General features: G+C 34.2%; 17 protein-coding genes. 2 read left to right on the forward strand and 15 right to left on the reverse strand.

What is annotated here, in order from left to right; translation table 11 throughout:
• The first annotated feature begins 38 nt into the window (after positions 1 to 38).
• On the forward strand, positions 39 to 2,195 hold the full coding sequence (gene nrdE, locus BG262_RS01595) for a class 1b ribonucleoside-diphosphate reductase subunit alpha (RefSeq protein WP_070787141.1): 2,157 nt from the start codon (positions 39 to 41) through the stop codon (positions 2,193 to 2,195).
• A gap of 103 nt (positions 2,196 to 2,298) precedes the next feature.
• The gene (gene nrdF / locus BG262_RS01600) at positions 2,299 to 3,252 is read left to right on the forward strand and encodes a class 1b ribonucleoside-diphosphate reductase subunit beta (RefSeq protein WP_070787142.1); all 954 of its coding nucleotides are present in this window, start codon (positions 2,299 to 2,301) and stop codon (positions 3,250 to 3,252) included.
• 164 nt (positions 3,253 to 3,416) lie between these two features.
• Here nrdF and BG262_RS01605 read toward each other — a convergent pair whose 3' ends face one another.
• The 15 genes from BG262_RS01605 to alr all read right to left on the reverse strand — a co-directional run bounded on the left by BG262_RS01605 (position 3,417) and on the right by alr (position 18,805).
• The gene (locus BG262_RS01605) at positions 3,417 to 4,064 is read right to left on the reverse strand and encodes a class I SAM-dependent methyltransferase (RefSeq protein ID WP_070787143.1); all 648 of its coding nucleotides are present in this window, start codon (positions 4,062 to 4,064) and stop codon (positions 3,417 to 3,419) included.
• A complete protein-coding gene (locus tag BG262_RS01610) occupies positions 4,065 to 5,210 on the reverse strand; it encodes a cystathionine gamma-synthase (protein WP_070787144.1) in 1,146 nt (381 codons plus the stop codon). It abuts the gene before it with no gap.
• Positions 5,211 to 5,212: 2 nt separating this feature from the next.
• Positions 5,213 to 6,145, reverse strand: coding sequence for a PLP-dependent cysteine synthase family protein (locus tag BG262_RS01615; RefSeq protein WP_070787145.1), 933 nt, complete (start codon positions 6,143 to 6,145; stop codon positions 5,213 to 5,215).
• Between the two features lie 389 nt (positions 6,146 to 6,534).
• Positions 6,535 to 7,530 carry a phospho-N-acetylmuramoyl-pentapeptide-transferase gene (gene mraY / locus BG262_RS01620; protein ID WP_070787146.1) on the reverse strand — a complete coding sequence of 332 codons (996 nt, stop codon included), beginning with the start codon at positions 7,528 to 7,530 and terminating at the stop codon, positions 6,535 to 6,537.
• A gap of 1 nt (position 7,531) precedes the next feature.
• On the reverse strand, positions 7,532 to 9,778 hold the full coding sequence (locus BG262_RS01625) for a penicillin-binding transpeptidase domain-containing protein (RefSeq protein ID WP_070787147.1): 2,247 nt from the start codon (positions 9,776 to 9,778) through the stop codon (positions 7,532 to 7,534).
• Complete coding sequence (gene ftsL / locus BG262_RS01630) at positions 9,775 to 10,152, reverse strand: cell division protein FtsL (RefSeq protein ID WP_083312859.1); 378 nt, start codon at positions 10,150 to 10,152, stop codon at positions 9,775 to 9,777. The genes BG262_RS01625 and ftsL overlap by 4 nt, the downstream gene beginning before the upstream one ends.
• 32 nt (positions 10,153 to 10,184) lie before the next feature.
• Entirely contained in the window at positions 10,185 to 11,129 is a 945-nt protein-coding gene (gene rsmH / locus BG262_RS01635) for a 16S rRNA (cytosine(1402)-N(4))-methyltransferase RsmH (protein WP_070787148.1), read from the reverse strand.
• A 233-nt stretch (positions 11,130 to 11,362) separates the two neighbouring features.
• Positions 11,363 to 13,021 carry a DNA repair protein RecN gene (gene recN / locus BG262_RS01645; protein ID WP_070787235.1) on the reverse strand — a complete coding sequence of 553 codons (1,659 nt, stop codon included), beginning with the start codon at positions 13,019 to 13,021 and terminating at the stop codon, positions 11,363 to 11,365.
• Between the two features lies 1 nt (position 13,022).
• A complete protein-coding gene (locus BG262_RS01650) occupies positions 13,023 to 13,448 on the reverse strand; it encodes an arginine repressor (RefSeq protein ID WP_070787150.1) in 426 nt (141 codons plus the stop codon).
• Positions 13,449 to 13,451: 3 nt separating this feature from the next.
• Positions 13,452 to 14,270: a TlyA family RNA methyltransferase gene (locus BG262_RS01655; RefSeq protein WP_070787151.1), complete on the reverse strand. Its 819-nt coding sequence runs from the start codon at positions 14,268 to 14,270 to the stop codon at positions 13,452 to 13,454.
• An 11-nt stretch (positions 14,271 to 14,281) separates the two neighbouring features.
• A complete protein-coding gene (locus tag BG262_RS01660; RefSeq protein ID WP_070787152.1) occupies positions 14,282 to 15,160 on the reverse strand; it encodes a polyprenyl synthetase family protein in 879 nt (292 codons plus the stop codon).
• The gene (locus BG262_RS01665) at positions 15,150 to 15,377 is read right to left on the reverse strand and encodes an exodeoxyribonuclease VII small subunit (RefSeq protein WP_099098714.1); all 228 of its coding nucleotides are present in this window, start codon (positions 15,375 to 15,377) and stop codon (positions 15,150 to 15,152) included. The genes BG262_RS01660 and BG262_RS01665 overlap by 11 nt, the downstream gene beginning before the upstream one ends.
• Positions 15,374 to 16,699: an exodeoxyribonuclease VII large subunit gene (gene xseA / locus BG262_RS01670; protein WP_070787154.1), complete on the reverse strand. Its 1,326-nt coding sequence runs from the start codon at positions 16,697 to 16,699 to the stop codon at positions 15,374 to 15,376. Before xseA ends, BG262_RS01665 begins: the two co-directional genes overlap by 4 nt.
• Complete coding sequence (locus BG262_RS01675) at positions 16,692 to 17,540, reverse strand: bifunctional methylenetetrahydrofolate dehydrogenase/methenyltetrahydrofolate cyclohydrolase (protein WP_070787155.1); 849 nt, start codon at positions 17,538 to 17,540, stop codon at positions 16,692 to 16,694. The genes xseA and BG262_RS01675 overlap by 8 nt, the downstream gene beginning before the upstream one ends.
• A 149-nt stretch (positions 17,541 to 17,689) precedes the next feature.
• Complete coding sequence (gene alr / locus BG262_RS01680; RefSeq protein WP_070787156.1) at positions 17,690 to 18,805, reverse strand: alanine racemase; 1,116 nt, start codon at positions 18,803 to 18,805, stop codon at positions 17,690 to 17,692.
• Positions 18,806 to 18,809 lie beyond the last annotated feature (4 nt).

Here is an 18,809-nt window from a genome sequence, read left to right on the forward strand (position 1 = left end):
ATGTTATAGTGAATTTTTATTTATAAATTGGAGGACACATGTCTTTAAAAAATCTTGGCGACGTAACTTATTTTCGCCTAAATAATGAAATTAATATTCCTATTGATGGTCAAATCCCTCTTCACAAGGATCAAGAGGCTTTAGAGGCTTTTTTTATTGAAAATGTTGAGCCAAATCTAATGCGTTTTGATACTTTGAGAGAACGTTTTGATTATTTATTAGATAATGATTATATTGAAAAAGATTTCTTTGGGAAATACAATTTTTCTTTTATTGAGGAATTAAGTACTTGGCTTTATGATCAAAACTTTAAATTCAAATCATTCATGGCTGCGTATAAGTTTTATCAACAATATGCAATGAAGACTAATGATGGTGAATATTATCTTGAAAATGTTGAAGATCGTGTTCTCTTAAATGCTCTTTACTTCGCTGATGGTGATGAAGAACTCGCACGTTCAATTGCTGACGAAATGTTAAATCAACGTTACCAACCTGCTACTCCTAGTTTCTTAAATGCTGGACGTAGCCGCCGTGGTGAACTGGTATCATGTTTCTTAATTCAACCAACAGACGATATGAATGCAATTGGTCGTTCAGTTAACTCAGCACTTCAACTATCTCGTATTGGTGGTGGTGTTGGAATTAATCTCTCTAACTTGCGTGAAGCTGGTGCTCCTATTAAAGGCATTGCTAATGCAGCAAGTGGAGTTGTTCCTGTTATGAAACTTTACGAAGATTCATTTTCTTATTCAAACCAACTTGGACAAAGACAGGGTGCAGGTGTTGTTTACCTTAATGTTTTCCATCCAGATATTATTGCCTTCTTATCAACTAAAAAAGAAAATGCTGATGAAAAAATTCGTGTCAAGACACTTTCACTCGGTGTGACTGTTCCTGATAAATACTATGAATTAATCAAAGCAAATGAAGACATGTATTTATTTAGTCCATATGACGTTGAAAGAATTTATGGTAAACCATTCTCTTATGTTGATATCACTGCTGAATATGACAACATGGTAGCAAACCCTGAAATTGATAAAAAGAAAATCAGAGCACGTGATTTAGAGCAAGAAATTGCTAAACTTCAACAAGAATCTGGTTATCCATATATCGTGAATATTGATACTGCAAACAATGCAAATCCAATTGATGGAAGAATTGTTATGAGTAATCTATGTTCTGAAATTCTTCAAGTACAAGAACCAAGTATTATTAACAATGATCAAACATATGAAAAACTAGGTACTGATATTTCATGTAACTTAGGTTCTACAAACGTTGTTAACCTTATGAATACAAAAGATTTTGCCAAATCAATTGATGCAATGGTCAGAGCCTTAACTTTTGTTACAGATAGTTCTAGTATCGATGTTGTTCCATCTATTAAAAATGGTAACGATCGTGCTCATACTATTGGACTTGGTGCTATGGGTCTTCATTCATACTTTGCTAAGAACCATATCGAATATGGTAGTCCTGAATCTGTAGAATTTACTGATATCTACTTCATGCTTCTTAACTACTATTCTCTTGTATCAAGTAATAAGATTGCTAAAGAACGTGGAATTAAGTTTTATAACTTTGAAAAATCAAAATATGCTGATGGTTCTTACTTTGATGACTATGTTAAAGAAGATAAAGAGATTTCACCAGTTATTGCAAAATTATTTGAAGGAATTAAAATTCCTACTGCTGCTGATTGGCAAGAACTTAGAGAACAAGTTCAAACTGATGGATTATATCATCAAAATCGCCTAGCTGTTGCTCCAAATGGTTCAATTAGTTATATCAATGATGTATCAGCAAGTATTCATCCTATTACTCAACGTATTGAAGAACGTCAAGAAAAGAAAACTGGTAAAATTTATTACCCAGCACGTGATTTAGCCACTGACACAATCCCTTATTACACAAGTGCCTACGATATGGATATGCGTAAAGTTATTGATGTTTATGCAGCTGCTACAAAACACGTCGACCAAGGATTAAGCCTAACATTATTTGTTCGTTCAGAAATTCCAGAAGGAATCTATGACTGGAAGACAAGTCCAAAACAAACAACTCGTGACCTTAATATTCTGCGTAACTATGCTTGGAAACAAGGTGTTAAGAGTATTTATTACGTTAGAACATTTACTGATAATGGTGACGAAGTTGGGGCAAACCAATGTGAAAGCTGTGTAATTTAAGTTCAGCATAAGACTCACAAGCTGTACTCTTATGCCTTCCTTATAAATCAAATTTAAGTATTTATAAGGAACGAATTTTTACAATATTTATTTGGAGAATAAAATGAATGATTATTATAAAGCCATAAACTGGAACGCCATTGAAGACATGATTGATAAGTCTACTTGGGAAAAACTAACAGAACAGTTTTGGCTAGATACACGTATCCCACTATCAAATGACCTTGACGACTGGCGCCATCTTTCTGAAAACGAAAAAGACTTGGTAGGAAAAGTATTTGGAGGACTTACTCTTCTAGATACTGTCCAATCTGAGACAGGTATGGATAGCTTACGTGCAGATGCTCGTACTCAACACGAAGAAGCTGTTCTTAACAATATCCAATTCATGGAAAGTGTCCATGCAAAAAGCTACTCAAGTATCTTTTCAACATTAAACACAAAAACTGAAATTGACGAAATCTTTGACTGGGTTTCAGAAAATGAAGTTTTACAATATAAAGCTCAAAGAGTTAATGGAATTTACCGTGATGGTACTCCTTTAGAGAAAAAGGTTGCCAGTGTCTTCCTAGAAACTTTCCTGTTCTACTCAGGGTTCTTCACTCCTCTTTACTACCTTGGAAATAATAAACTTTCAAACGTAGCAGAAATAATTAAACTTATTATTCGAGATGAAAGTGTCCATGGAACTTATATCGGTTACAAATTCCAACTTGGTTTCAACGAACTAAGTGACGAAGAACAAGAAAACCTTAAAAACTGGGCATATGAACTTCTATTCGAACTTTATGAGAATGAAGAACGCTATACAGATGATTTATATGGTGAAATTGGTTGGGATGAAGAAGTTAAAACCTTCTTACGCTATAATGCCAATAAAGCATTAATGAATTTAGGTTTTGAACCTCTATTTCCTGATAATGCAAGTGATGTTAATCCAATCGTTATGAACGGATTATCAACAGGAACAAGCAACCACGACTTCTTCAGTCAAGTTGGTAATGGATACCTACTTGGTCAAGTTGAGAGTATGGCTGACGAAGACTACGATTTCTAATATATAGTCGTTTAAAAATAGATTAATACATCGTTGACTCATCTCGATGAACGCTAGTTCTATCATCAATTCGTCGCCTTGTCTTATTTCTATTTTAATCAACTATATACGAAAAGGCTGGTAAAATTTACCAACCTTTTTTATTTTGTCTTATTTTCTAAATTTCAATTTATTTTTTCTGCAATAACTATCCAGACATAATTATTCATCTGACGGTAATTTGTCTTGAAGTTATTAGCGCGGAAAATTTCTTCCAAATCGGTAATCAAAGGATAGTATTCTCTGTTTAAATCTTCTACTAAATCCTCGAAGCCGCGTGAGCTTTCTCTTTCAATGATAGCATCTAATGCTGCTTGAGAAAGGAACATTGTATCACCAAATATTATTTTGCCACCGGATGGTAGGATTTTATTATATGCTGCCAATGCTGAATTTTTTTCAGCTGCATTGAGATGATGAAAAACCAGATTAGAGACAATTGTGTCAACTTCATTCTCTGGTTGAGGGAAGTTTTCCATGTCTCCATCTAAAAATTCTACTTGATAATCCTTCAATTTTTCCTGCGCAACGGCTCTCATCTCTTGAGATGGTTCGATCGGATATACTTTTTTACCTGCTTGAAGTAGTTTTTCGGTTAGATTGCCTGTGCCACTTCCAAACTCGAGAATGCTGTTTCCTGACTGATTGGTGATTTCTGTGATAACATCCCAGTAACCTTCAAAGACGTCCTTATATTGTGGATTGTGGCCTTCTACTTCATCATCGTAACTTACTGCCCAATCCTTAAAGATTGGCATGAATTCTAATCCCATTTATTTTCCAACTTTCTCAAGTGCTTGTTTAACGTCTGCAAGTAAATCATCTACGTATTCGATACCAACTGATAGGCGAACCAATCCATCTTTGATTCCTGCGGCTTCTCGTTTGTCTTTTGGAATAGAAGCATGAGTCATGATAGATGGTACTTCTACTAGGCTTTCAACTCCACCTAAACTTTCAGCAAGGGTAAAGATTTTAAGTGCTTCAACAAATTCTGCTGTTTTTGCTTCATTTTTCAATTCAAATGAAACCATTCCACCAAAGCCAGACATTTGTTTTTTAGCAAGTTCATGTCCCTCATGGCTAGCAAGTCCTGGGTAGAACACTTTTTCAACTGCTTCGTGATTTTCAAGATACTCAGCTACTGCTTGAGCATTTTTTTGATGCGCTTCCATACGGATACCGAGTGTCTTAATTCCACGTTGAGTTAACCAGCTATCCTGTGGTCCTAAGATACCTCCTACTGCATTTTGAAGGAAACCAATCTCAGAAGCAAGTTCTTGATTGTTTGTCGTTACAAGTCCTGATACAACGTCACTGTGACCACCTAGATACTTAGTCCCACTATGAAGGACAATATCAGCACCAAGTTCTAGTGGACGTTGAAGGTAAGGTGTGGCAAATGTATTATCAACGAGTGTCAATAGATTATGCTTCTTAGCTAGTTCTGCTACTGCTTGGATATCAGTAATTTTCAAAAGTGGATTACTTGGGCTTTCAACATAGATTGCCTTAGTGTTTTCTTGAATATTTTCTTCAATGTTTGCAAGATTACTTGTATCAACAATCGTATACTCCAAACCGTTTTTCACAAAAACTTTGTCAACGATCCTGAAAGTTCCACCGTAAACATCATCCCCTAAGATGATGTGGCTACCTGGTTCAAATAAAGATAGAACTGTGTGAATCCCAGCAAGTCCTGAACCAAAGGCAAATCCTTGTACCCCACCTTCAAGGTCAGCTATCAATTCTTCAAGTGCGTGTCTTGTTGGGTTACCAGAACGAGAATATTCATATTCTTTAGGTTGACCAAGACCGTTTTGACGGTAAGTTGATGTTTGGTAAATCGGAACACTTACAGCTCCTGTTGTCTTGTCTTCTGAAATTCCGCCATGAATAAATTTAGTATTAATGTGCATTTTTAATATTCCTCTCTTTTATATATATCTTTTGATAAGTATTTTTCCCCACCATCTGGGAAAATAGTCAATATTTTTGAACCTTGGGGAAGTTTACTTGCTTCCCGTAAGGCAGCTACCATTGCAGCACCTGATGAACTACCAACGAGTAATCCATGTGTTGATGCTAATTTTCTGGTCATGTCAAAACCTTCTTGGTCACTCACTGTTTCATAACCTGCAATATCTAGGCTTTGAAAGAACTTTGGAATAAATTCTACTCCGATTCCTTCAATCTCGTGACCATGTGACTGACCTCCGTTCAAAATAGAACCCACTGGCTCGACTCCAATTAATCTAATATCAGCGATTTTCTCTTGTAGGTATTTACCTAGACCAGAAAAGGTTCCACCACTTCCTACACCAGCCACAAATGAATCAATTTCATCATTCAAATCTTTTGTAATTTCTGGGCCCATTGCTTTATAGTAAGTATCGGGATTATCATCATTTTCAAATTGTAGAGGTAGATATGAGTTTTCAATTTTGTTATCTAGTTCTTTTGCTTTTGCAATTGCACCTTTGATACCTTCTTCAGTTGGACTATGTACAATTTGAGCACCTAGAGCTGTCATCAAGTCCTGCTTTTCTTGACTGAATTTCTCTGGCACTACAAATATTGTTTTCAACTTATATTTTAAAGCAGCAAGTGCTACACCAATTCCTGTATTACCAGCAGTTGGCTCAATTATTGTCGTATCAGAATTTATCAAGCCTTTTTCAATTCCACTAGCAATAAGATGTTGACCAAGCCTATCCTTAACGCTTCCTCCGGGGTTTAAAAATTCTAGCTTTGCATAAACAGTTGAACCTAAGGGGATTTCCTCAAATTCATTATTAGTAAAGGATATAATGGGCGTATTGCCAATTAAATCGTGGACATTTGTTACAATCATTCTTTCTCCTTAATGTACAGTTAAACTGAGATGATAAACTAAGTGATATATTGTGAAGATAATTAAAAGAAAAAGGAGCTGACTAAATCAGCTCCTGAAATACCTATTAATAATGTAGAAATAAATCTCAAATTAATGAGACTCAGATTAATACTATATTATTGTTAGATTTTCTCTTGCGAAATAGTACGACAAAATGACATGCTAGATTTTTCTACCACGCAACAACAACAAGTATTATTTGATGTAAATTTGTTGTTTGTCATTTCTATTTCTCCTTCTTTTGATATCACAATAATAACATAATTTTTAAATTCGTCAAATATTTTAGACATAAATTTTCAAAAAATCTGCTAGAAAATTTCTAACAGATCTTTTATAATTCTCTTTTATTTGTATGTTGCAAAATAAATTATCAATGCTAATGCACTTCCAAAGAATCCAATAGCCCAGAAAAGGAAATCAACCTTCCACTCACTCCATGCTTTACCATGACCAGTGAATCCACCAAGTTCAAAGTGATGGTGTACTGGTGTCATTCTGAAAATTCTTTTTCCGCCTGAGAACTTAAAGTAGCTAACTTGAAGCATAACCGATAATGTCTCGAAAACATATACAATACCAATTAATAATAATGTCCACTCAGCATGCAGCAGGATTGAAATAATAGCTAACAATCCACCCAATGCAAGGCTTCCAACGTCTCCCATAAATATTTTGGCAGGTTTATGGTTGTAGTAAAAGAAAGCAAGTAGCCCACCAATTGTAGTCATAATTATCAACAAGACATCAAATTGTTTTTGATTATAAGCTATCACTGCATAAGCAGCAAGTGAGATTACGACCGAAATACTAGCTAATCCATCAATACCATCTGTTAGGTTAACAGCATTTGAGAACCCAACTAACCAAAAGATTAGAAAGATTGCGAAGAATATACCAACATTAACTTTTAAACCAAAAATATTGATAAAGTTTGCTCCTTCTTCATGCATAAAGATAAAGTAGGCAAGTATACCAGTTAAAATCTGAGCGATTAACTTTTGTAGGCTTGTAAGTCCTTGATTGATTTGTCTAAATACTTTCAAGAAATCGTCAGCAAATCCGACAGCTGCATAAATTGCAAATACTATCCAAGCAATCCAAAACGGAGGTGTTAGAACTCCGTATATTATTGCAAATAGCAAAGATACAAGGAGAGAAGCTACTACGAAAACAATTCCTCCCATAGTAGGTGTTCCTGCTTTTTGCGCATGTTGGTGTACATCTTCATGCATTTGTTGACCACCAATTTTTTTCTTATGGAAAAATTTAATAAACTCTGGAATTGCTAGGAATGTTACAATGAAGGTAACAATTCCAGCAATTATTGTTTCGAATGTCATTTTATACTCCTAAATTCACTACTAATTTCTTATTTTTTGAAATATCTGCGTTCATTTCAATACTTTGGCCTATTACCTTATTTCCTGTACCTGTAAATTCGACCTCTAAGTCCATCCATTCAGCAAATTTTTCAGTATCAAATTTTGTCCAGCCATAAATATCTGGCATAGTAATTTCACCATCAGTTAATAATAATATTCTTCTATTAGGATTAACTGAAGTACCTTCACTAACAGACTGCTTAATAATTTTTCCGCCATCACCAATAATAACTGGTGCAAGAATTTCACGTCTCAACTCTTGTGCTGTCATATTTGGTTTTTCACCAACATAATTCTTTATTTTTATTTTTTCTGTTTCAAGTCCAGTATCAGCTATAGCTAAAGTATCTTTCATTTCCATTGCTCTAGTTAATAGTGGATTTGCAACATCTGCTATATAATCAAGCTTCCAGTTTGTAGGCTCTTTCATTGTCATATACATTATATACTCAGGATTTTCAGTTGGTGTTATTACTACAGCTGAATACACGTATTGAGTAGCCCCTTTTAAGTATCCACCACCATCTTTAGCATCAGCAGCAATTTGGGCAGTACCAGTTTTCACCGAAACATTCTGTCCTTCAACTTGGAAATATGGACTATTATTAGAAAAATTATAAGCAGTACCATAAACTGGATCTGTACCTACATTTATCATATATTGAAGAGTTTGATTGGCTGCTAAAGCATCAACAGGCTTACCAACAATTTCAGGTGTAACCTGTCTAACTTTATTATTTGTTACAATTCGATTTATAAAATGAGGCTCTAACATTGTACCGCTATTACTTATCGCTAAGTAACCTCTAATCATCTGCAACTGGTTTACACCAATACCTTGACCAAATGAACTCATACCATTTGTTACAGTATTGTTATCAGGAAATTGCCCAGCTTCTTCAGTTCCAGCTCCCATATTTGTTCGAGTTCCAAATTTGAATCTCTCTAAATAATTACGCCAAACTTTATCACCCATTTTTTTCTCTAAAATAGTCATACCAATATTACTTGATAAAGCGAAACCTTGTGGGAAGGTCATTGTTCTACCATTAGGATTTATACTAACATCCCAGTCATGAATTTCTTGACCATCAATTACGTATGTACCACTAGTATAATATTCGTTTGGATTCATTACATTTGTATTTATTGCAGATGCAAGAGTGAATATCTTCATTGTTGAACCAGGTTCATAATTAGTTTGATAAAGGAAATTCGCCCAAGGGAAATTTTCTTTATCTAAACCTTCTTTTGTTTCTGGATTAAAGGTTGGTCTCTGTGTTGTAGCTAAAATCTCACCTGTGTCAGCCTTTACTAAAGTAGCAGCAAGTTCTTTTGCATCTGCCCCTTTTGTAGCACTATCAACTAATGATTCAAGATAAGTCTGAAGAGAAGAATCCAGTGTCGTATAAACATCACTACCATCAGTAGCCTCTTTTATTGATTCAACAGTACCTGGTAATGGAACACCAAGTTTACTTTTTTGTAATACCTGAACTCCATTCTTACCACTAAGAGTTGAGTTTAGGCTAGCTTCTATACCATTTACGCCAATTAGACCTTTCGACTCATCGTTATTCTCTAGAGTAGCTTGTCCAATGAAATGAGATGCAAATTGACCATTAGGATAACTTCTTGATAAATGAGGTTCAAACTTTATACCTTTGACTTTTTGTTTCTCTGCTTCCTTTTCGATTTTATCACGAGTACTGAAGTCAATATTTGAACCTTTTGTACCAAAATAAATATATTTTTTATCTTTATCGTTAAGCTGTTCAGAAACGTAGTTAGTATCCATTCCTAAATTGTCTTTAAATATCTTCTCAATATTCTTAAAGTCATTACTGTTAGCATATAGTCGTTCTTCTTTATTATTTACATAATTCGTATCCGTAATTACATAAACAGTATAACTACTTGAATCTATTGCAATTGGAACTCCGTTACGATCAAAAATTGTACCTCGCTTCGCCTGTATTACTTGAGTTGATTGTACATTTTTTTTCGACTTATCTGAAAGACTTTCTCCCGCGACATGGTCAGTTCCAACAATCCATATTAATCTTAAAGCAAAAACGACAAATAATAAAATCGTAACAAAAAATAAACTTTGCTCAACTCGTTTTCTATTTTGACCAGGCGTTAGATTTGCTTTTTTAATATATTTCTTTATTATTTCCCATGGAATCAAAAAGATTTTTTTCATTTTGTTGCTTTCCGTATATTTTTGTTATTAGATCTCAGGTTATTATTTTCTGCAATCTTAATAACCCTTTCCGATCTTGATAGTTCCTGAATTTGTTGATCTAGCTCCTCATGTCTAGTTTTCTTCTTATCAATTTCATATTGTACATCAGAGAGGTTTTGTTCAGTTTGCATGACTTTTGTCCTCACGAAAACTGTGCCAATAGCAATAATAATCGCTGTAAAGATAATTACAAGATAAAATGACTTTTCTATTTTTGTCATTTTATTCATAATATTCGTCAACAAGTTTGATGACACAGATTCTGCACGAATATTGTAACTATCTTCTTTGGCAGCTGATGAAATATCAAATACTTTTTTAGGTTTAGCCATGACTTACGCTTCCTTATCTATCACTTGATTGATTATTTTTCCTTAAGTTTCTGAGCAACTCGTAATTTTGCACTGTGTGCACGATTATTATTCTCTAGTTCTTCTGGACTCGCCAAAATTGGCTTACGATTAACCAATTCTAAAATTGGTTTAAGCTCGTCAGGAATAAAAGGCAAACCTCTTGGAACATCAACTGTACTATATTCTTTAAAAATATTTTTTGTTAGCCTATCCTCTAAAGAATGAAATGTTATAACACTAATTCTACCATCAATATTCAGCAGATCAATTGCTTGTTCAATTGAATCTTCTGCTGCACCAAGTTCATCATTAACTTCAATTCTAATTGATTGAAAAATTCGTTTGGCTGGATGTCCTTTTTTCTTCAATTCCTTTTGAGGTAATGCCGACTTAATGACTTCAGAAAGTTGCGTTGTTGTCTCAATAGGTTCAATTTTTCTAGCGCTTTCAATTTTTCTAGCTATTTGTTTTGAGTATTTTTCTTCTCCATAGCGATAGAAAATTCTAACCAAGTCACTATATTGGTATTTGTTAACTACTTCAAAGGCAGTTAAATCAGAAGATTGATCCATTCTCATATCTAACTTTGCTTCATTTCGATATGAAAATCCTCTACCAACATCATCAAATTGTGGACTTGATACGCCTAAGTCATAGAGAATACCATCGATTTTTTCAATACCTAAATCACTAAGTGCACTTTTTATATTTCTAAAGTTGTCTTTTATTAGAGTCACAGAGCCTTGCTCTATATATTTTTTTAATTTAATTTTTGCATTATCATGGGCTACTTGATCTTGATCAAAGGCATACAAATGACCAGTAGTCAATTTATCTAGCAGGTATTTACTGTGCCCTGCACCGCCCATTGTGGCATCAACATAAATACCATCAGGTTTTACATTGAGCATATCTACAGTTTCATGTAAGAGAACTGTCTCGTGTTTAAATTCCATATTATCTCACTTTCAAACCGATGTGTAAAATTATAGCATATTTTCAATTATTAATAAATTATCAGTAAATTTTTTGAAATAAAAAAATACTAATTTTTCAAAAGCAATGCTATTAGTATAACAAAAAAGGCTTAAATAAGCCTTTAATATTATAGCATATTTTTTATTAATTTTTAATGACTTGGCTGAAACATTCTTAATATATTTTTGTTCAAGGTTTGGAAAACGCTTCACTATTTTACTAATAATTTTTCAGCTTGTGCACGTGCTTCCTTACTAATATCATCACCTGCAAGCATTTTCGCAATCTCCTCGACACGTTCTTCATAGTCAAGTTTTCTTACTGTAGATGTCGTAACATCATCACTGCTTTGTTTTTCAATATAAAATTGAGTATCAGCAATTGCAACTACTTGTGGTAAATGAGAAATACATAAAACCTGTCCTGCTGCAGAAATCTTGTAAATTTTATTAGCAATAGCTTGTGCGACTCTTCCTGACACACCAGTATCGACTTCATCAAATACAATACTTGTCTTATTTTCTTTACGAGAAAATGATGATTTAATTGCTAGCATTAAACGACTTAACTCTCCACCAGATGCTGTCTTTGCTAGTGGTTTAAAACCTTCACCTGGGTTTGTTTGAATAAAGAATTCAATGTGTTCATTACCTTGGCGATTGAATTTTGCTTTTTCGAAATTAACTTTGAAATCTGCTTTTTCCATATAAAGATCTTTTAATTCATTTTTTATATCTTTTTCAAGATCAGAAGCAAGTTTCCGTCTCATATCATTTAGGTTATTACTAGCGATGACCAACTCTTTCTCAGCATCTTTAACTAGAGTTTCAAGACTTTCGTTATCATTCTCACCGCCAGTTAAGTCAGCAAGTTCGTTTTTAATATTATCAAGGTAAGATAAAACGTCTGAAAGCTCAGGCCCGTATTTCTTTTTAAGGGTAGCTAATACTGCAATTCTATCCTCTAAAAACATCAATTCATTTGGATTGAATTCTAAGTCATCTAAGGCTTTAGCTAGACTAGCAGTAACATCTTCCAAAATATAATAACTCTCAGCTACCTTCGATGAAATTTCCTTATATAATGGTGAAAAATCTTCAATTGTTTCAACTTCGTTCATTGCATTTCTAACATTCGAAAGACTTGAATAATCTTCATCATCTAATGCTGCATAGGCAATATTTAAAGAATCAACGATATTTTTACTATTTACCAAAATTTCTCTACGTGCTTGAAGTTTTTCATCTTCAGTTAAATCAATTTCAGCAGTCTGAATCTCATCAATCTGAAATTGAAGAACATCAATTCTTTGAGCAAATTCTTGTTCATTTCTTTTTCTTTCAAGTAACTTGGAGCGAAGATTTCTATATGTTTCAAATTTATCTTGATAAGCTTTTTTAACGGCTATGAATTCTTTTCCACCAAACTCATCAAGCATTACCTGATGCTGCTTTGGATTCATTAACTCTTGATGATCATGCTGTCCATGAATATCAACAAGATGTTCTCCAATTTCCCGAAGGCTTGTCAAATTAACCATTTGACCATTAATACGACAAACGCTTCTACCATTTGAGAAAATTTCACGTCTTAATATCAACTCACCTGTATCTTCAATACCTAACTGCTCTAATTTTTCATTTATTCCAGCAGTTGTTTCATAGAAAAACAATCCTTCTATTTGGGATTTATCTGCACCATGGCGAACGAAATCAACACTTGCCCGACTACCTAAAAGTAGATTCATAGCATCAATTATAATTGACTTCCCTGCTCCTGTTTCACCTGTTAAAATAGTCATTCCATTATCAAACTGAAGATGGATGTCTTCAATTATGGCAAAATTTTTAATAGAAATATCTTGTAAAATATTACTCACCTCCTAACAAACGATAGATTATTAGAGCGTCTTCCTCCGAATATGCAACCAAAAGTAAACTATCATCGTCTGCTACGAGTGAAAAAATGCGGCGTCCATATGATTCAAGCAAATTACGCTTAGCTAGCATTGCATGTCCTGGACCTGTTTTTATGGAAAGCATCTTGTCTAGAACTTCTATATCCAAAATTAAAGATAGATATGACTTATCTTTTTGTCCTGATGGAAGACTATAACGATATCCGCCCGATTTAGCTGGGACCTTTACTAATCCCATTTCTTTAATATCACGAGAAATTGTTGCCTGAGTTACGTCGATATTTTTTTCTTGCAGATTTTTAACTAATTCATCTTGAGTTTTTATATCTTGGCTTGAAAGAAGCTCTTCAATTTCTTTTATACGATCTGCTTTTTTCATTTATTATTTATTATCCTTTAATTCTTGATGTGCATTTTCAACAACTTGATCAATTTGCTCAGTTGATACTTCAGTATCTTTTCCATCCTTCTTCAAATGTACAAGAAATTCCATATTACCATGGCCACCCTTGATTGGTGAATGTGTTAATCCTAGGACTGAATAGCCTATTCCATGGGCAATATTTGTAACCTTGACAATCGTTTCCTTATGAACATTAGCGTCTTTAATAATCCCATGTTTCCCAATCTGTTCCCTACCTGCTTCAAATTGCGGTTTAATCAAGGCAACAACTTCACCTTGATCTTCTAAAATCTCAAATAGTGGTGGAAGAATTAAACCAAGGGAAATAAAACTAACATCAATTGAAGAGAAACTTGGAAGGCCATCTTTAAAATCATCTGGTTTAGCGTAACGGAAATTAAATTGCTCCATCACGACAACTCGGTCATCTTGACGAATTTTCCAAGCAAGTTGATTTGTACCAACATCAAGAGCATAGCTTAGCTTAGCACCAGATTGGAGCATTACATCAGTAAATCCACCAGTAGATGCACCAATATCAAGTACAGTTTTATCATCTACTGAAATATCAAAATATTCTAAAGCACGTTCAAGTTTCAAACCACCTCGTGACACATATTTAAGTTTCTCACCTTTTATATGCAATTCAGTTGCAGCATCAATCTTTTCTCCTGGCTTATCAAAACGAAGGTTATCCGTATTATAAACAAGACCAGCCATTATTCCTCTCTTGGCTTTCTCTCTGGTATCAAAAAGCCCTTGTTCGTAAGCTAGAACATCAACACGTTCCTTTGCCATTTATTCTCCTATTACTTATCGTTTATATCTAGCATATTAATTAACTCTAGGACACTTGTTGGCCAAAAGTCATTCTCATCTGATAATTCTTTTATTATTTGTCTTGCAGAATATAATTCATTTTCCAAAGCCTCTTTAGCACCTTCAAGACCAAGAAACTTAACATAAGTTGCCTTATCTTCCTCAATATCTTTGCCCGGAGTTTTTCCAATTTCTGCAAAATCAGCTGTTACATCTTTTATATCATCCCTAATTTGAAAGGCAAGACCAATATGTTCACCAAGTTTACGAAGCTTTTCAACTATCCTCTCATCTGCTTGTGCAACAATAGCTGCTGCTACAAATGGAAAAGTTAGCATTCTTCCCGTTTTCAAAGCATGAATCTGCTTAAGCCCATCAAGGCTGATTTCTTTTTGCTCACTATCCATATCTAATACTTGACCGGCTACCATTCCATAAGAACCACTCGCATATGATAATTCGCGAACTAATTTAACTAGAATTTCTGCAGGTAGCTCACTTGAAACCAATAAATTATAAGGATCAAGAAGTAATGCATCTCCCGCGAGAATTGCTTGTGCATAACCATAAACTTTATGATTTGTCAGGCGACCACGTCGATAGTCATCGTTATCCATTGCTGGTAAATCATCATGGATAAGACTAGAAGTATGAATAAGTTCAACCGAAGCCGCTACCTTATAATGCTCCTCTGTTAATTCAATACCAAAGGCACGCAAAGTTTGTAACATAAAAAGAGGTCTTATTCTCTTTCCACCAGCATTGACTGAATATAATATAGAATCTGTTAAGTGTGGAATCATCTCTTTAGCTGAGTAAAATTCCCTAATGGTTTCATCAATATTACTTAATAATTCATCATTCTCCATCAAAAACCTCTAAAGAACCATCTTTTTGCACAATTTTCACCAAAGTATTTTCTGCGTCAGCTAAAGTCTTTTTAAGGCTTTCACTTAAAATCATTCCCTTTTGAAATTCTGAAATTGCATCCTCAAGAGCAACATCACCATTTTCTAACTTACGAACAATTTCTTCTAACTCTGCCAAATTATCTTCGAATTTCTTTTCTTCTGCTTTTGCCATTATTTATTTTTTACCTCAACATTTATTCTTCCATCTGCTAAATCTATTTCTAATATATCACCATCAAACACATCATCAGTACTTTTAACAATCATATCATCTTTCTTAACAACTGCATATCCACGAGATAGAATCTTCTCTGGACTAATCAAAGTCAATGCCTGCCAAGCTCTTTCAGCTTGGTTTTTCTTTTGATCATATATTTTATTTATTGCATTTACAAGAAGCCTTTGTTCTTGATTAATTAAATCCTGATAGTTATTAACTTTTCTTAACAGGTTAATGCTAGACAGTCTTTGATTTAAAAGCTCGTAAGTTTGTGACTTCTGTCTTAAATTTTGCTTCGTCAAGTCAATTAATTGATTAGTCAATAGATCAACTTTTTGAATGTGTCCATCGTAGAGACGCTCAGGTTGTCTAAAAATCACAGAATTAACAAGACGGTCAACACGTTCTTGTCCTAATCTTATGGACTTTAAAAGTGCTGCTTCCATTCTTTTTTCACGATCAGATAAGGCGGTCAAAATATCAAACTGGCTAACTGGGGTAGCTATCTCAGCTGCTGCAGTAGGAGTTGCTGCCCTTCTATCTGCCACATAGTCAGCTAAGGTTGTGTCAGTTTCATGACCTACACTCGAAATAACTGGTATTTTAGATTCAAAAATTGCTCGAACCACTGACTCCTCATTAAAACACCAGAGATCTTCGATTGAGCCACCTCCTCGACCAACGATTAAAACATCAAAGTCTCCAATATCATTTGCTCTTCGTATATTTGTTGCTATTTCTTCTGCTGCACCATCACCTTGAACTTTTGTAGGAAATAGAACAATTTCTGTCATTGGAAATCTTCTTCCAACAGTAGTTATAATATCGCGAATGACAGCACCCGAGGGACTAGTTACAACCCCAATTTTTTTTGAAAATTGAGGAATATCTTGCTTCCATTGCATATTAAAGAGGCCTTCAGATGTAAGCTTTTCCTTAAGTTGCTCAAACTTAACAGCAAGTGCTCCAATCCCATCAGGTATCATCTGAGTTACATTTATTTGATATTGTCCACTTTTTTCATAAAGGCTTATTCTCCCAACAACCATTACTTTCATACCATTTTCTGGTAAAAAATTTAGTTTATTAAAAGCTGGCGCAAACATTGTAACACTAATAACAGCACTATCATCTTTTAGTGAGAAATACTGATGACTTGGCCTTTTACGAAAATTTGATATTTCTCCTGTTAAATAGACTTTTTCTAAATATGGATCACGCTCGAATTTAGTTTTTAAATATTTTGTTAATGTTGAGACTGTTAGGTACTCAGTCATTTATTGTTCTCCATGCTGCTTGATATGTTTGCTCCATCAGCATTGTAATCGTCATCGGCCCAACTCCCCCTGGAACTGGAGTAATGAGGCTTGCTACTTCACTTACCTCATCAAATTTAACATCACCAATTAACTTTCCTTCACCATTACGGTTCATGCCAACGTCAATAACAACTGCTCCATTTTTTACAAAGTCAGCTGTAATAAAATGTCCTACTCCAATAGCAACGACTAAAATATCAGCTTGTTTTGTTACATCTTTAAGGTCTTTGGTTTTAGAATGAGTAATAGTTACCGTAGCATTTTCTTGCAATAACAAAGCTGCCATTGGTTTTCCAACAATATTTGAACGTCCAATGATTACTGCATTTTTACCAGTTAAATCAACATTGTACTCTTTGAACATTTCCATAATTCCTGCAGGAGTTGATGGAATCATGAGTGGATTTCCTTCCCATAATTTACCCATATTAAGTGGGTGAAAGCCATCAACATCCTTTTGAGGATCAATCGTTAAAAGCACTTTCTCTTCATCAATATGTTTTGGAAGTGGCAATTGAACTAATATTCCATGAAATTGAGAGTCTAGATTGTATTGATTAATTATTTTAAGCAAATCTGCTTCTGATATAGTTTCTTCAACACGACGAACAACCGAATTGAACCCTAAATTATTTGCTACTCTTTCTTTATTTTTCACATATACTTGACTTGCTGGATCCTCACCTACTAAGATAACCACCAAACCAGGAGTAATTCCTTTTTTTATCAATTTATCTGTTTTTGTTTTTAAATCAGCTTGCATTTTTTCAGCTAAAGCTTTCCCATCAATAATTGCCATTTATATCACTCCCCTTAATTCTTATAGTTTATCTCTTATTATACCAAATTTTCATAAATTCTTCTGAATTAATATTCTTTTAATGCTTATAATCCCTTTCTATAAATCAGTAAAAAACTAATCCATTGCTAGACTAGTTTTTTACTGATTTATTCATTTATATATGTTCGATAAATTCTATCACTTAAGAGACATACAACTTCATAATTAATTGTATTTCTTTTATCAGCAACATCATCAACTGTGATGACATCTCCTCCATTTTTGCCAATAAGAGTTACTTTCGTTCCTAAAGGATATTCTTGATCAAGTTTAATAGTGATTTGATCCATTGATACTCGTCCAATAATTGGCATCCTCTTACCATCTATTAATACGTCAAAGCCTTGCATATTTCTTGTCCAACCATCTGCATATCCAATTGGTAATGTTCCAACAAAAATATCAGAATCTGTAGTGTAAGTTGCTCCATAACCAATAGTCTCTCCTTCTTCAAGAAGCTTCACATGGCTCAGTTCACTTTCAAGTGTCAAAGCTGGCTCGAGTTCAAATGGTAGTTCAAGATTACCACAAGATGGATTTAGTCCGTACATAGCATCACCAAAGCGTATGATATCTTCAATTGAATCAGGATGCCATAAACTTGCTGCTGAATTTGTTGAGTGAATAAAATGTGGACGACGATTCATACCAATAAGCGCGCTTTTAAAGGCATGTTCTTGCTGTTCAAATTTTGTTTGAGAAGCTTCATCTGCAGTAGCAAAATGAGTAAATATACCATCAAATGTAAAATTATATTTGTCAATAATATCAATAATTTCATTAATATCTTCTACACTTCGAACACCAATTCGCCCCATTCCACTATCAAATTTTATATGCAGTTTAAGTCCCGATAGGTCTGCTTCTCTGTTTTCGTCTATAACTTGTAATAACCATTCAACACTTGGAATGGTCAAACTTATGTTTTCTTCTAGCGCGAGTTCAGCATCTCTCGGTGAAATTCCACTTAAAACTAAAATATTTTCAAAAATATTGTTTTCTCTTAATTCAATAGCTTCATCTAAATTTGATACACAAAATCCATCAACTAACCCTTGCACAGCATGTGCAACTCTGACAGATCCATGCCCATATGAATTTGCTTTTACAACAGCATAAATCATCGGATCAGATCCTACATGGTCACGAAGGTTTCGGATATTTCTTCTTATACTTTCCAAATTAACAATTATTCTTGTTGGACGATGTATACTACTTCTCATTTTC

It is taken from the genome of Floricoccus penangensis, assembly GCF_001832885.1.
Lineage (GTDB): Bacteria > Bacillota > Bacilli > Lactobacillales > Streptococcaceae > Floricoccus > Floricoccus penangensis.

Bases quoted from the DNA above. Each gene is read 5' to 3' on its own strand.
- nrdE (WP_070787141.1), top strand. From the start codon at position 39: ATGTCTTTAAAAAATCTTGGCGACGTAACTTATTTTCGCCTAAATAAT.
- nrdF (WP_070787142.1), top strand. From the start codon at position 2,299: ATGAATGATTATTATAAAGCCATAAACTGGAACGCCATTGAAGACATG.
- BG262_RS01605 (WP_070787143.1), bottom strand. From the start codon at position 4,064: ATGGGATTAGAATTCATGCCAATCTTTAAGGATTGGGCAGTAAGTTAC.
- BG262_RS01610 (WP_070787144.1), bottom strand. From the start codon at position 5,210: ATGCACATTAATACTAAATTTATTCATGGCGGAATTTCAGAAGACAAG.
- BG262_RS01615 (WP_070787145.1), bottom strand. From the start codon at position 6,145: ATGATTGTAACAAATGTCCACGATTTAATTGGCAATACGCCCATTATA.
- mraY (WP_070787146.1), bottom strand. From the start codon at position 7,530: ATGACATTCGAAACAATAATTGCTGGAATTGTTACCTTCATTGTAACA.
- BG262_RS01625 (WP_070787147.1), bottom strand. From the start codon at position 9,778: ATGAAAAAAATCTTTTTGATTCCATGGGAAATAATAAAGAAATATATT.
- ftsL (WP_083312859.1), bottom strand. From the start codon at position 10,152: ATGGCTAAACCTAAAAAAGTATTTGATATTTCATCAGCTGCCAAAGAA.
- rsmH (WP_070787148.1), bottom strand. From the start codon at position 11,129: ATGGAATTTAAACACGAGACAGTTCTCTTACATGAAACTGTAGATATG.
- BG262_RS01650 (WP_070787150.1), bottom strand. From the start codon at position 13,448: ATGAAAAAAGCAGATCGTATAAAAGAAATTGAAGAGCTTCTTTCAAGC.
- BG262_RS01655 (WP_070787151.1), bottom strand. From the start codon at position 14,270: ATGGCAAAGGAACGTGTTGATGTTCTAGCTTACGAACAAGGGCTTTTT.
- BG262_RS01660 (WP_070787152.1), bottom strand. From the start codon at position 15,160: ATGGAGAATGATGAATTATTAAGTAATATTGATGAAACCATTAGGGAA.
- xseA (WP_070787154.1), bottom strand. From the start codon at position 16,699: ATGACTGAGTACCTAACAGTCTCAACATTAACAAAATATTTAAAAACT.
- BG262_RS01675 (WP_070787155.1), bottom strand. From the start codon at position 17,540: ATGGCAATTATTGATGGGAAAGCTTTAGCTGAAAAAATGCAAGCTGAT.
- alr (WP_070787156.1), bottom strand. From the start codon at position 18,805: ATGAGAAGTAGTATACATCGTCCAACAAGAATAATTGTTAATTTGGAA.